This window comes from Pseudomonas syringae pv. tagetis (assembly GCF_022557255.1).
In the GTDB taxonomy this organism is placed as follows: domain Bacteria; phylum Pseudomonadota; class Gammaproteobacteria; order Pseudomonadales; family Pseudomonadaceae; genus Aquipseudomonas; species Aquipseudomonas caricapapayae.
Genome location: NZ_CP092923.1, coordinates 4,877,817 through 4,891,004 on the forward strand (window position 1 = coordinate 4,877,817; position 13,188 = coordinate 4,891,004).

The following is a 13,188-nucleotide window of genomic DNA, read 5'->3' on the forward strand; positions in this document are numbered from 1 at the left end:
TGGCCGAAATGATTTGGTCTGTTAAAGTGAGCTCCGTGATGTCATATAGTCATCATTGAACACCCACCGAGAATTTTTATGAACGCCAGTGCCCCCATTCCTCTGAATGAAACGCAACGTCTGTTGCGCATACGGGAGCTGTGCGTACTTGAAAACACCTCCGACGACGTATTCGATGAAATCGTGGCGATGACCGCCGAGTTCTTCCAGACGCCGATTGCCTTGATCTCCATCGTCGATGAGCACCGTCAGTGGTTTCGCGCCAGGGTGGGCTTGAATGCCCGGGAAACGCCACGCAACGTTTCCTTCTGTGCCTATACGATTCTTTCCGACACGCTGTTTGAAATACCGGATGCGACCTTGGACGAACGCTTCGTGAACAACAGCCTGGTGACCGGCCACCCTGATATCCGCTACTACGCAGGCGCCCCGCTGATCACCGATGACGGCATTGCCCTGGGCAGCCTGTGCGTGATCGACACCAAGCCGCGCGAGCCAATGAGCGAGCATCAGATGCAGATGCTCAAGCGGTTCGCGTCGCTGGTCATGAAGCGTATTGTCGGCCTGCGCCTCAGTTGCTTCATCGATCAGCCGACAGGCCTGTACAACCGCTCACGCCTGCAGGAGGACATCCATCAGGCACTGGCCTCCAGCGTTGATTACCAGTTGGTGGCGGTGGACATGATCACCTCCGCCTTCCTCAATGACATCGTCAAAGCACTTGGCTACAGCTTCTCCCAGGATCTGGTGACGGCGATCAAGGGCCGCCTGGAGCATCTGCTGCCGCCAACCTGCTCGCTGTACAAGGTCAGTCCTACCCGCTTCGGCTTTCTTCTGGCTGGAGACCGCGTACCCGAGCATCTGTTTCGCACCATCCTCGAAGACTTCGAGACGCCCGTGGAGTGCCGGGGTATTCCGGTGCAGATGCAGGTAGGCCTGGGGGTTGTGACCCTGAACCGCGACCCCGCCGAAGAACAGGACTGGATGCGCATGGTCATCAGTGCTGCCGACGACGCCCGCGACCGCGATCTGGGCTGGGCGATGTATGAACCGCACTTCGATGCTGCCCAGCAGCGTGCTTTCAAGCTGCTCAGCTCACTGACCGCCGCAGTGCACGCTCACGATCAACTGCGCCTGGTCTATCAACCGCGAATCGACCTTGCCTCTGGCCTGTGCACGTCGGTGGAAGCCTTGCTGCGCTGGAATCATCCGACACTCGGCCCGATCGGACCTGCCGAATTCGTGCCGCTGGCCGAGAAAACCGCGCTGATGCGTCCGCTGAGTATATGGGTGCTGACAAGTGCCATCGAACAGGCCGCCCGCTGGCAGCAACAGGGCTTCGACTTCCGTATTGCGATCAACGTTACTCCGGAGGACCTCGCCGGTCCTGCTTTCACCGACCGGATGATCCGCCTGCTGGGTCAGCACAAGATCGATCCCACCCGCTTTGAGCTGGAGTTCACCGAGGGGGCGCTGATGCACAACCCGGCTGAAGTGCGTCACCAACTGGAACGCATGCGTCAAATGGGCATGGACGTGGCGATCGACGACTTCGGTACGGGCTACAGCAACTGGAATTACTTGCGGCAACTACCCGCGACGACGGTCAAGCTTGACCAGTCGTTGATTCGCAACCTGGCATCCGACAAAACCGACCAGCGCCTGGTCAAGGCATTGATCGGTCTCGCCAAGAAGCTCGGCTACTGCGTGGTGGCGGAGGGCATCGAGACAGACGAGATTCGCCGCCTGGTCAAGCAGTGGGGCTGTGATGAAGGTCAGGGTTATCTGATCGCAAAGCCCATGGAAGCCGAAGCGCTGCTTAACTGGCTGGGCCCGACCCAGCGCCTGCAAAGTGCGGCTGAAGCGGCTGAAGCCGCAGTCGCGCGCGACAAACGGTTATAACCTTAGAACACTTCTTCATAACCGTTTGCAACACAAGCCGTTATGCTGCCCGCCACTTTTTGCCTGATGCGTTTGCTTGAAAAGGTTGGATATGGAAGCGGGTGGTCTGGGTTTTGTAGTTGCAGGGCTGGTAGTCGGTTTTATCGTTGGCATGACCGGGGTCGGCGGCGGCTCGCTGATGACGCCGATTCTGTTGTGGTTCGGCATCAACCCGGCCACGGCAGTCGGCACGGACCTGCTGTATGCGGCGATCACCAAGTCCGGTGGGGTTCTGGTACATCGCAGGAATGACAACATCGACTGGAAGGTTACAGGGCTGCTGACCCTGGGCAGCGTCCCGGCGGTGCTGCTGACGCTGTGGTTTCTGAGCACGCTGCATGCTGCGCCTGAAGCTCTCAACGCGATCATCAAGCAGGCACTGGGCTATGTACTGCTGCTGACTGCCTTGGCCGTCCTGTTCAAGAAAAGGCTGCTGGTCTTCGCTCATGGTCGCGGGGACGGGCATTCATTTTTCAGCGGTACGAGCCTGACAGTTCTGACGGTCATCACCGGCCTGATTCTCGGCACCATGGTCGCACTGACCTCCATTGGTGCGGGCGCGCTCGGCACCGTGGCCTTGTTCATTCTTTATCCGCTGTTGCCGACCCGGCGTCTGGTGGGCACGGAAATCGCCCACGCGGTCCCGCTGACGCTGGTCGCAGGTCTGGGCCACGCAAGCATGGGCAACATGAACTGGGAGCTACTGGGCTGGCTGCTGATGGGTTCGCTGCCCGGGATTTACCTGGGCAGCCATATGGCCGGGCGCATTTCCGACGATCTGCTGCGGCCCTTTCTGGCCATTATGCTGGGCATGATCGGCTTCAAGCTGGCGTTCTGATCCTCAGCCCCGTCAGCTTGTCATATTTCTGCGTCAGGCTTGACCACATGCCACACACGTGAAAAGGCGTCCGCACCTGCAACATTGCAGGCGGCGCGCATTCATCGGGAAGTGTAAATTTTTTGTAGCTCGACACCGATTTTCGGCGCAGGATTTCGTGCGTCTGCTTTCGCGCCGATGACCCGGCACAGACTTACCCTCACTGACAGGAGATGCCAACAATGCTCATCCGAATTGAAGAAGGTGTATATGGGGCTGCTTGGGTTGTAAAACTGGACGACTACCCGGTCAAATGCCGGAGTTGGCAGGAAGCCAGAGAATTTGCCGATCGCATGAAATCCAGGATCGACGCGCCTCATTCACTGCCTCATCCAGCGCTGCGCGCAACACCTGAAAGAAGCGCAAGCGCGATGGCCCGCTAGACTCGAAACATCCTCCCCGAATCATTCGAGACCGCGTTGTCAGGCGACTGGCAACGTTGTTTCATCCCGACGCGATACCTTTCTCCTGTTAACTCCCTTCTCGTTTCCATGACATCCGTTTCACATCCTCTTCACGTCCGGCTGCGTAAATTGACCCTACTCCTTTGATGAATCCCATTTGGCCCACCCCGTTGTGGGCCATTTTTTTGCCTGGGGAAAAGTGCCGGCACTCCTCCATCCATCGATCAGGCAGGATTATTCGCTTCGCACTGTTTGCGATGAAGCAGCGGTCACAACCGGGCTGCTCAGTACGCCGGCGCTCAGCTCTGCCAGACGATCACTGCCCGTGCCATTGGCCGTGGTATTGCTCCAGTTCGCTGTCGTCGTTGCCACCCAGCCCAATACAAACAATGCAACCGCCTGCAGCGCCCACTTGGTAATGATCGACATGTGCTCTCTCCTTGTCCGGGTCTGGATGGCGAGCATATAACCACCTCACCATGACAGAAGGATTGCAGAGATTTTTGTTTTTGCCAGCCGTCAGCACCTCTTTGTGAAAAGAGAGTCTGCGAAACAGGAATGAGCGATCTACAAGAGAAATACCCACGCCCGCAGACGGGGTATTTCCAGAAGGCGAGGTCAGTACTTGGTGCTTTGCTGCTCAGGTCTGGCAGGCGTATCCACATGGCGCGGGCCAGCGACCAGCAGAGCCAGGACGCCGATAATCGGCACGGCAACAACGACAATGATCCACATCAGCTTGTTGCTGGATTGTGTCTTGCTCTTGCGAATACGCATTACCGCCCAGATGTCCGAAATCACGATCAGGGCAGTCAGCGCTGCGAACAACCACAAATGATTTTCCGATATCCAACCCATTTGAAATCTCCTGCACCATCAACGAAGGCAGCCAGATCGGCTGCCCTACTGTAGAAGAGGCCAGAAAGCGGCCTAAAGTTCAGAGAATCTTTCCGATTGCGCGTCATGTTCGAGATCGCAAGCAGAGCGTCCAGAGGATAGCAACGCGCAACCCTCTGCATCACACCTTGTCAGGTAATCGGTGCCGGGTTGAACAGGGTGATGTCGTTGTGCAGCCGGTAATGCTCGGTCCAGGTCTTTTTCTTGCCGCTGGCCACATCCAGATAAAAGTGGAAAAGCTCCCAGCCCAGGTCCTCGATACTTGCGCGTCCGGTTGCGATGCGCCCGGCATCTATGTCGATCAGGTCGGGCCAGCGCTGAGCCAGCTCGGTGCGGGTCGAGACCTTCACCACCGGGGCCATCGCCAGACCGTACGGCGTGCCGCGTCCGGTGGTGAACACGTGCAGGTTCATACCAGCGGCCAGTTGCAACGTACCGCAGACAAAATCACTGGCTGGCGTGGCGCAGAAGATCAGCCCCTTGCCATTGACCCGCTCACCAGGACCGAGCACGCCATTGATGGCGCTGCTGCCCGACTTGACGATCGAACCCAGAGACTTCTCGACAATATTCGACAGCCCGCCTTTCTTGTTGCCCGGCGTGGTGTTGGCGCTGCGATCGGCCTCGCCTTTGGCAAGATAGCGGTCGTACCAGTCCATTTCCCGCACCAGTGCCTGTGCAACCTCCTGATCCTGCGCGCGGGAGGTCAACAGATAGATGGCATCGCGCACTTCGGTCACTTCGGAAAACATCACCGTCGCACCGGCACGCAACAGCAGGTCAGAGGCGTAACCCAGTGCAGGGTTGGCGGTGATGCCGGAAAACGCATCACTGCCGCCGCACTGCATGCCAAGAATCAGCTCCGACGCCGGGACTGTTTCGCGACGCCGCAGATTCAGCTTCTGCAGGCGCGTCTCGGCCAGCTCCATGATCTGCTCGATCATTTCGTTGAAGCCGTGACTGGAGTCCTGAAGCCTGTACAACCAAGGCTCGCTCAGGTCCACCGAGCTGTCACCTTCGTGCATGACCTGCCCGGCCTGCAATTTCTCGCACCCCAGGCTGATCACCAGCGCTTCACCGCCCAGGTTCGGGTTGCGCGCCAGATTGCGCACAGTACGAATCGGGATATAGGCATCGGTGGCCGTAATGGCTACGCCGCAGCCGTAGCTGTGGGTCAGGGCCACGACGTCATCGACGTTCGGGTACTTGGGCAACAGCTCGTCCCGGATGCGCTTGACCGCATGGTCAAGCACGCCGGTCACACACTGCACCGTGGTGGTGATGCCCAGAATATTGCGGGTGCCCACAGTACCGTCGGCGTTGCGGTAGCCCTCGAAGGTGTAACCCTCCAGCGGTGCCTGTTTCTCGGGCACCGCGTCGGACATCGGCAGGCTGTCCAGCGCAGGTGCCGACGGCATGCGCAACTGGTCTTCCCTGACCCAACTGCCACGTGGTATCGGTTGCAGTGCATAGCCAATGGTGTGGCCGTAGCGAATCACGGCCTCGCCCACTGCCAGGTCGACGGTGCTGACCTTGTGGCTCTGCGGGACGTTATCGACAGTGACCAGGCCGTTATCGAATTCGGTTCCGGCCGGCACACCCTGGTCGTTGACCACGACCACGACGTTATCCAGCGGATGCAGCCGGATATAGCGCGGCGAATCGGCATGTTGAATCAGGTTCATCACGGTTTCCTCAGGATTTTGCTTCGGAAAGGTCGCTGACCGAGTCGTTCAGCAATGGCCCCTTTGGCAGGCGGCTCTTTCAATTCCACACGCTTGATTTCACCCACGATGAAAATGTAACTGATCACCGCCAGCAGCGCGTTGGCGCCCACGAACACCAGTGCCCATTTGAACGAGCCGGTGCTGCTGATGATGTAACCAATCACGATCGGAGTGGTGATCGATGCAATGTTACCGAAGGTGTTGAACAGACCACCGCTCAAACCGGCAATCTGCTTGGGCGAAACATCGGACATCACAGCCCAGCCCAGTGCACCGACGCCTTTGCCGAAGAAGGCCAGGGCCATGAAGCCCACCACCACCCATTCGATGTCGACGTAGTTGCAGGTCACGATCGAGGTGGACAGCAGCAGGCCACCGATGATCGGCGCCTTGCGGGCGAAGGTCAGAGAGTGGCCCTTGCGCAGCAAGTAGTCGGAAATGACTCCGCCCAATACGCCGCCAATGAAGCCACAGATAGCCGGTAACGAGGCGATGATGCCCGCCTTGAGGATGGTCATGCCGCGTTCCTGAACCAGGTACACCGGGAACCAGGTCAGGAAGAAGTAGGTGATGCCGTTGATGCAGTATTGGCTGAGGTAGATACCCAGCATCATGCGGTTGGTCAGCAACTGGCGGATGTAATCCCACTTCGGTCCGCTGCTGGCGGCTTTTTCCTTGCCTTTACCCTTGTCCTGATCCAGGTCGACCAGCGCACCATTGCTGGAGATGTGCTCGAACTCGGCCTCATTGATCATCGGGTGATTGCGTGGACCGTAGATGACCTTCATCCAGATCATGGAGAACACAATACCGACTGCGCCCATGACCACGAACACGTGCTGCCAGCCGTAGGTGTAGACAATCCAGCCCATCAGCGGAGCGAACAGAACGGTGGCGAAATATTGCGCCGAGTTGAAGATTGCCGAGGCCGTGCCGCGTTCAGCGGTGGGAAACCAGGCGGCGACGATACGGGCGTTGCCCGGGAAAGAAGGCGCTTCGGCCAGACCGACCAGAAAGCGCAGCATGAACAGCGCGACGATTGCCGTGGAAATCCCGAACTCCCCTACGTAGCCTTGCAGCAGGGTGAACAGCGACCAGGTGAAAATGCTCATGGCGTAAACTTTTTTCGACCCGAAACGGTCGAGCAGCCAGCCACCGGGAATCTGACCGGCCACGTAGGCCCAGCCAAATGCGGAAAAGATATAGCCCAGAGTGACCGGAGTGATGCCGAGGTCTTTCTGGATGCTGGAACCAGCGATAGCGATGGTGGCACGGTCGGCGTAGTTGATCGTGGTGACCAGAAACAGCATCAACAGAATCAAATAGCGGACGTGCGTCGGCTTGGACTTTTGCATGGTAGAGCTCCCACTGATTATTTTTTTACGCGGGTAAAGCTGTTTTTTGGGTGAAGCGTCACAGGCCCCTTGGAAGTGTCGCGGCGACAACAGCTCCCACCTGTGAGGGTCATGCGTTCCAACGGCGAAACCGCTGATCGCTCAGCGGTTGCGTCTTCGAAAGTGTTACTGCTTGCCTTGCTTGTCCATCAACGCGGCGAGCATGTCGCACTCGTCCGGCGTCAGGTCGGTCAATGGCGCACGCACCGGGCCTGCGTCGTAACCGGCAATTTTTGCGCCCGCCTTGACGATGCTCACGGCGTAACCGGCTTTGCGGTTGCGGATGTCCAGGTAAGGCAGGAAGAAATCGTCGATGTACTTGCCGACGGCCTCGTGATCGTCACGGGCAATGGCGTGGTAGAAGTCCATCGCCAGTTTGGGCACGAAGTTGAACACCGCAGACGAGTAAACCGGCACACCCAGCGCTTTGTAGGCAGCGGCGTAGACCTCGGCAGTCGGCAGGCCGCCCAGGTACGAGAAACGGTCGCCGAGGCGGCGGCGGATCGAAACCATCAGCTCGATATCACCCAGCCCGTCCTTGTAACCGATCAGGTTCGGGCAACGCTCGGCCAGTTGTTCCAGCAGGGTTGGCGTCAGGCGGCAGACGTTACGGTTGTAAACAACCACACCGATCTTGACCGATTTGCACACCGCTTCAACGTGCGCGGCAACACCGTCCTGGCTGGCTTCGGTCAGGTAGTGCGGCAGCAGCAGCAGACCTTTGGCGCCCAGGCGCTCGGCTTCCTGAGCGTACTCGATGGCCTGACGAGTCGGGCCGCCTACACCGGCCAGGATTGGCACGCTGGTGGCGCAAGTGTCGACGGCAGTCTTGATGATTTCGGAGTATTCACTGGCTGCGAGGGAGAAGAACTCACCTGTGCCGCCCGCGGCAAACAGAGCGCTGGCACCATAGGGAGCCAGCCACTCAAGACGCTTGATGTAGCCCGCGCGATGGAAGTCGCCCTGAGCGTTGAAATCGGTAACCGGGAAGGACAGCAGACCGGATGAGAGGATGGACTTCAGTTCTTGTGGATTCATTATTCGAACACCCTGGAGGACATAATTGTTAGAGGATCACCGGGTCAGTGCCGATGTCGTAAGTCATCGTACAACTGATAATAAAATCACTCAACAGGGATTTCGGGTTTTTTCAGAGGGAAAGGAGGGAGTCAGGTTTTGACTTGCGCTGCGGCATGGATTTGTGACGCGGAGCGTCACGAAAGGCATTCCCGCGCTGGAGCGTGAGGAACGACAGATGTCAGGGAAACACCCATCGCGCCCACGCTCCAGCGTGGGCACGCCGTTCCGGACGCTCTGCGGCTGCTTTTTTAACGTCAAGCCCGCTGCGATTCAGCCTCTTCATGCGCATGGCGCAGGCGTTCGCGGCTGTTGGTCAGGTGCAGGCGCATGGCGGCACGTGCCGCATCGGAATCCTGGCGGGCAATGGCGTCGAAGATTTCTTCATGCTCGCGGCTCAGTCGGTCCATGTAATGCTGCTGATCATCGTGGGCCAGACGCGCCGAGTTCAGACGTGTACGCGGGATGATGCTGGTGCCCAGGTGAGTCATGATGTCCGTGAAGTAGCGGTTGCCGGTCGACAGTGCGATCTGCAGATGGAACTGGAAGTCCGACGCCACTGCATCCGTTGCGTGTGCTGCACTTTCATTGAGCGCGTCCAGCGCCGAGCGCATCGCCGCCAGTTGCTCGTCACTGCGGCGCTGGGCTGCCAGCCCTGCCGACTCGACTTCCAGGCTGATCCGCAACTCGAGAATGGCCAGCACATCACGCAGAGTGACAATAGTGGCCGGGTCAATCCGGAAGCCACTGGGGCTTGGTGTATCGAGAACGAAGGTGCCGATCCCGTGGCGGGTCTCGACCAGACCGGAGGCTTGAAGACGCGAAATCGCCTCGCGCACTACCGTCCGGCTGACGCCCTGCTCTTCCATGATTGCGGACTCGGTGGGCAGTTTGTCGCCACGCTTGAGCTGACCGCTGCGAATACGCTCGGACAGCTCAGTCACCAGCTCCTGCGCGAGGCTGCGGTGTTTTCTACGGGCGCGGGGCGGAGCGCTTTGATTTTCCATCCAACATTGATCTCTGGACTGCTAAACATGGGCTAATCATAGCTCAGCGGTTGTATGATCACACCCTCAAAAGCGCCACCCTACTCTACAGCGGCAACCTTAAATCGCTGAAGATGCCGGTTGCTCGATCAGTTTTCCGCCCTCGACACGCACATGCCGGCCATGAAAGCGTTTGAGGCTGCTGCGGTGCCCGATACTGACCAGCGTCAGACCTGGCAGCCCGTCGATGATTGCACGGTGCATTGCCGCCTCGTCATCTTCGTCCATGGCTGACGTGGCTTCGTCCATATACAGCCAGCTCGGCGCGACCAGCAAGGCGCGAGCAAACGCTACCCGCTGCTGCTCACCGGGCGACAGGAAGCGTTGCCAGTGATTGCTTTCATCCAGTCGCGGTATCAAATGTTCCAGACGGCACTGATTCAGTACCTCTGCAAAGCGCTCTGCCGGGTAATGCTGCGCAGGCTGTGGGTAACTCATTGCTTCACGCAAGGTGCCGATGGGCAAGTAAGGCCGTTGCGGCAGGAACAGCGCCGTCGTGCCGGGCAGGCGGATCTGGCCCGAGCCATGTGACCAGAGACCGCCCAAGGCTCTCAGCAACGAGCTTTTGCCACTGCCCGAGCGACCGCTCAGCATCACCCGCTCTCCCCGGTCGATATGCAGACTGGCATCGCTCAACAATTGACGTCCTCCGGCAATGCTCAGGCCCAGATTACGCAGATCCAGCGTGTCGTCGGCGTGAACCCTTTCGATGGCAGGTTGCAATGCCTCGCGATCGGTCATGGCCTGACGGAAACTCAACAGACGGTCACACGTGGCTCGCCAGGACGCCAGCGTGCTGTAGGCGCTGATGAACCAGCTGAAGTTCTCCTGCACATTGCCGAATGCCGAATTGACCTGCATCAGATCACCCAACTCGATCTTGCCGGCGAAATACCGTGGCGCAGCCACGATGAAGGGAAAGATCAGGGCAATCTGTGAATAGCCCGACGTGAAGAAGGTCAGTCGCTTCTGGACTTTCATCGAGGCCCGGAAATTATTCCAGATCATCATGAAGCGTCCGCTGAGGCGCTGGTTTTCATTGCGCTCGCCCTCGGACAAGGCAATGCTCTCTGCGTTCTCGCGCACGCGCACCAAGGCAAAACGCAGGTCCGCCTCAAAACGTTCCTGCTGGTTGTTCAGCGGGATCAGCCGCTTGCCGATCCAGTGAGTCAACAGGCTGCCTGTCACTGCATAGAGCATGGCCGCCCAGAACATATAACCGGGGACCGTGATCCCGAACAGCTCGATACTGCCCGACACGCCCCAGAGAATGACCGAAAACGATACCAGGCTGACGACCGAACTCATCAGACCGAGCCCCAGGCTGAGGGTGCTGGTAGTGAACTCGTTGAGGTCTTCGGACAGACGCTGGTCCGGGTTATCGGTATAACCGCCCTGCTCCAGGTGGTAGTAATTCTTGTCAGAGAGCCAGCGGGCAAAGTGCTGCTCGGTCAGCCAGCGACGCCAGCGGATGGTCAGCAGTTGGGTCAGGTACAGGCGATAGACCGCCGCCAGAATGGCAATCGCCGCTATGCCGCTGAAATACAGGATCAGGTGGGTGAACGCAGCGAGATCCTTGTTCTGCAGGGCGTTGTAAAAATCTCGGTACCAGCTGTTGAAGAACACCGACACCTGCACGCTGAACAGCGACAGCGCGATCACCGAAACCAGCAACAGCCAGGCAATGGTCTTTTCTTCACTGCGCCAATACGGCGTTATCAGCTTCCAGACGCGGCGTAAAAACGCCCCTTTCACAGTATCGTTGACGGCAGAATATTCAGCATTGCGATTCATGTGGGTCAGGCTCGCTCTCTTTGAAAGTACGATGCCTGAGCACAATGAAGCAAAAAAACGCCTACACGACCACTATGAAAAAACCTTCATCAACGCCGCACGGGGCGCTTCTGCAACTTGCGCTGCAGGGTCCGGCGATGCATGCCCAGCGCCCGCGCGGTAGCGGAAATGTTGCCCTCATGCTCGGTCAGCACACGCTGGATGTGCTCCCACTGCAAGCGATCCACCGACATCGGGTTCTCGGGGACCAGCGTGTCGAGGTTGGCGTGCTCGGACAGCAGCGCCGCCAGCACATCATCGGCATCGGCCGGTTTGCACAGGTAGTTGCACGCGCCACGCTTGATGGCTTCGACTGCGGTGGCAATGCTCGAATAACCGGTAAGGATCACCACGCGCATGTCCGGGTCCATTTCCAGCAGCTTGGGCAACAGCACCAACCCTGAGTCGCCGTCCATTTTCAGGTCAAGCGCGGCGTATTCAGGAATGTCCTGTTGCGCCAGCGCCAAGCCTTCTTCGGCAGAGCCGGCGGTGCTCACGCGAAAACCGCGACGGCTCATGGCCCTCGCCATTACACGGGTGAACGTCGCGTCGTCATCGACCAGCAACAGGTGCGGCAGTTCTTCGCCTTCAACCTGGATGTCATCGTCACTCATGCTTCTTCTCCTCGCGTGTCTCGGGGCAGGCGCAACTCGGTGAGCGTACCGCCTTCTTCATGACTGTAGAGCTTTACCGAACCACCCGCACGGGTAACGCTGGCCTTGCTCAGGAACAGACCCAGGCCGAAGCCCTTGCCCTTGGTAGTAAAGAACGGTTTGCCTATCTGCTCGGCGATTGCCAGCGGCACACCTGCGCCGTGGTCGCGAATACTGATCCAGACTTCTGTGCTGTCCCAGTTCAGGTTGACTTCAAGGCCATCGGGACAGGCGTCGGCAGCATTATTGAGCAGGTTGAGCAGCGCCTGGGTCAGGTCCGGAGGTGGAGCCAGCATGGGCACCTCGCCCTTGCCCAACTGGTAGAAGCGATAGCTCACTTCCGGACGCATCAAATGCCAGCGGTTGAGGGATTCGTCCAGCCAGCGCGTGGCAGTCTGATGCTCCACGGCCATGCGCCGATTGGCCTCTGCCGCCCTGACCAGTTGCTGAAGGGTCTGTTTGCACTGCTTGACCTGTTCCTGCAGCACCGACAGGTCGTCCTGCAATGCCGGGTCACTGTGATCCTGGCGCATTTCCTTGAGCAGCACACTCATGGTTGCCAGCGGTGTACCCAGTTCGTGGGCGGCACCGGCGGCCTGGGTCGCAACGGCGAGCAATTGCTGATCACGCAAGCCCTCTTCGCGACGCTCGGCACGCAGTTGCTCCTGACGACGCAGCTCTTCGGCCATCTTCGCAGCAAAGAAGGTAATGACTGCCGCAGCCAGCGCAAAGCTCAGCCACATGCCGTAGACCTGCATGTTTTCCCGGGCGATGGAGTCGGTTTCCAGCGGATACGAGCGCACCATCAGCAAGGTGTACATGGTCAGCGCGAAGCCGGACAAAATCAGTGAGTAACGCCACGGCAGCGTGGCGGCGGCAATGGTCAGCGGCACCAGATAATAAGAAACGAACGGGTTGGCCGAGCCGCCCGAGTAATACAGCAAAGCACTGTGGATCAGCAGATCCAGCGCCAGTTGCAGCGCATACTCGAGTTCGGTGAGCGGCAAAGACGTGCGCAGACGGATGACGGTCAGCCCGCACAGCACCAGCGAACAGCCCAGGGTGATCGACAGTTGCAGCCACGGCAGCGGCAGAAAATCGAACAGCCAGGCCATCCCTACCGAGCCCGCTTGCGCGGCCAGTACCAGAATGCGGATGAATGTCAGGCGCCACAGGTTTTGCCGTGTGGCTGAAAGCATTTGAACGGGGGCGAGCATGAGCTCTCCTGATGAGTGCTCCAGGCGGATCGCAGCAAGTATAACCAAGCGAGAGGCAAAACTGGAAAAGTGCGTCAACGCACCGCACACCGGAACAGTCCGTCATCGCAGGAACCGGGCCA

The 13,188-nt window shown here is 58.9% G+C and carries 12 protein-coding genes; 3 read left to right on the top strand and 9 right to left on the bottom strand.

Annotation, left to right across the window (positions count from 1 at the left end):
- The first annotated feature begins 78 nt into the window (after positions 1–78).
- From MME58_RS21690 to MME58_RS21700, 3 genes are all read left to right on the top strand, one after another.
- Entirely contained in the window at positions 79–1,902 is a 1,824-nt protein-coding gene (locus MME58_RS21690) for a sensor domain-containing phosphodiesterase (RefSeq protein WP_055006686.1), read from the top strand.
- 91 nt (positions 1,903–1,993) lie between these two features.
- Complete coding sequence (locus tag MME58_RS21695; RefSeq protein ID WP_054988563.1) at positions 1,994–2,779, top strand: sulfite exporter TauE/SafE family protein; 786 nt, start codon at positions 1,994–1,996, stop codon at positions 2,777–2,779.
- A gap of 221 nt (positions 2,780–3,000) precedes the next feature.
- Positions 3,001–3,201 carry a hypothetical protein gene (locus MME58_RS21700; RefSeq protein WP_054988562.1) on the top strand — a complete coding sequence of 67 codons (201 nt, stop codon included), beginning with the start codon at positions 3,001–3,003 and terminating at the stop codon, positions 3,199–3,201.
- A gap of 255 nt (positions 3,202–3,456) precedes the next feature.
- On the opposite strand, the gene MME58_RS21705 is transcribed toward MME58_RS21700, so the two are convergent.
- The 9 genes from MME58_RS21705 to MME58_RS21745 form a co-directional block, all read right to left on the bottom strand.
- On the bottom strand, positions 3,457–3,651 hold the full coding sequence (locus tag MME58_RS21705) for a hypothetical protein (protein ID WP_055006685.1): 195 nt from the start codon (positions 3,649–3,651) through the stop codon (positions 3,457–3,459).
- Positions 3,652–3,840: 189 nt separating this feature from the next.
- Complete coding sequence (locus tag MME58_RS21710; protein ID WP_054988560.1) at positions 3,841–4,080, bottom strand: PLDc N-terminal domain-containing protein; 240 nt, start codon at positions 4,078–4,080, stop codon at positions 3,841–3,843.
- Between the two features lie 170 nt (positions 4,081–4,250).
- A complete protein-coding gene (gene garD, locus MME58_RS21715) occupies positions 4,251–5,804 on the bottom strand; it encodes a galactarate dehydratase (RefSeq protein ID WP_055006684.1) in 1,554 nt (517 codons plus the stop codon).
- The gene (locus MME58_RS21720; protein WP_055006683.1) at positions 5,804–7,201 is read right to left on the bottom strand and encodes an MFS transporter; all 1,398 of its coding nucleotides are present in this window, start codon (positions 7,199–7,201) and stop codon (positions 5,804–5,806) included. Before MME58_RS21720 ends, garD begins: the two co-directional genes overlap by 1 nt.
- A gap of 165 nt (positions 7,202–7,366) precedes the next feature.
- Positions 7,367–8,278 carry a 5-dehydro-4-deoxyglucarate dehydratase gene (kdgD, locus tag MME58_RS21725; RefSeq protein WP_054988557.1) on the bottom strand — a complete coding sequence of 304 codons (912 nt, stop codon included), beginning with the start codon at positions 8,276–8,278 and terminating at the stop codon, positions 7,367–7,369.
- A 296-nt stretch (positions 8,279–8,574) separates the two neighbouring features.
- Positions 8,575–9,324 (bottom strand): FadR/GntR family transcriptional regulator, encoded by a 750-nt coding sequence (locus MME58_RS21730; protein ID WP_002555183.1) that lies wholly within the window; start codon positions 9,322–9,324, stop codon positions 8,575–8,577.
- A gap of 99 nt (positions 9,325–9,423) precedes the next feature.
- Entirely contained in the window at positions 9,424–11,157 is a 1,734-nt protein-coding gene (locus MME58_RS21735; RefSeq protein ID WP_055006682.1) for an ABC transporter ATP-binding protein/permease, read from the bottom strand.
- Between the two features lie 89 nt (positions 11,158–11,246).
- The gene (locus MME58_RS21740; RefSeq protein ID WP_003395104.1) at positions 11,247–11,810 is read right to left on the bottom strand and encodes a response regulator transcription factor; all 564 of its coding nucleotides are present in this window, start codon (positions 11,808–11,810) and stop codon (positions 11,247–11,249) included.
- The gene (locus MME58_RS21745) at positions 11,807–13,066 is read right to left on the bottom strand and encodes an ATP-binding protein (protein WP_054988555.1); all 1,260 of its coding nucleotides are present in this window, start codon (positions 13,064–13,066) and stop codon (positions 11,807–11,809) included. The genes MME58_RS21740 and MME58_RS21745 overlap by 4 nt, the downstream gene beginning before the upstream one ends.
- Between the last annotated feature and the right edge of the window lie 122 nt (positions 13,067–13,188).

Bases quoted from the DNA above. Each gene is read 5' to 3' on its own strand.
- MME58_RS21745 (WP_054988555.1), bottom strand. From the start codon at position 13,066: ATGCTCGCCCCCGTTCAAATGCTTTCAGCCACACGGCAAAACCTGTGG.
- MME58_RS21700 (WP_054988562.1), top strand. From the start codon at position 3,001: ATGCTCATCCGAATTGAAGAAGGTGTATATGGGGCTGCTTGGGTTGTA.
- MME58_RS21740 (WP_003395104.1), bottom strand. From the start codon at position 11,810: ATGAGTGACGATGACATCCAGGTTGAAGGCGAAGAACTGCCGCACCTG.
- kdgD (WP_054988557.1), bottom strand. From the start codon at position 8,278: ATGAATCCACAAGAACTGAAGTCCATCCTCTCATCCGGTCTGCTGTCC.
- MME58_RS21705 (WP_055006685.1), bottom strand. From the start codon at position 3,651: ATGTCGATCATTACCAAGTGGGCGCTGCAGGCGGTTGCATTGTTTGTA.
- MME58_RS21720 (WP_055006683.1), bottom strand. From the start codon at position 7,201: ATGCAAAAGTCCAAGCCGACGCACGTCCGCTATTTGATTCTGTTGATG.
- MME58_RS21735 (WP_055006682.1), bottom strand. From the start codon at position 11,157: ATGAATCGCAATGCTGAATATTCTGCCGTCAACGATACTGTGAAAGGG.
- garD (WP_055006684.1), bottom strand. From the start codon at position 5,804: ATGAACCTGATTCAACATGCCGATTCGCCGCGCTATATCCGGCTGCAT.
- MME58_RS21690 (WP_055006686.1), top strand. From the start codon at position 79: ATGAACGCCAGTGCCCCCATTCCTCTGAATGAAACGCAACGTCTGTTG.
- MME58_RS21710 (WP_054988560.1), bottom strand. From the start codon at position 4,080: ATGGGTTGGATATCGGAAAATCATTTGTGGTTGTTCGCAGCGCTGACT.
- MME58_RS21730 (WP_002555183.1), bottom strand. From the start codon at position 9,324: ATGGAAAATCAAAGCGCTCCGCCCCGCGCCCGTAGAAAACACCGCAGC.
- MME58_RS21695 (WP_054988563.1), top strand. From the start codon at position 1,994: ATGGAAGCGGGTGGTCTGGGTTTTGTAGTTGCAGGGCTGGTAGTCGGT.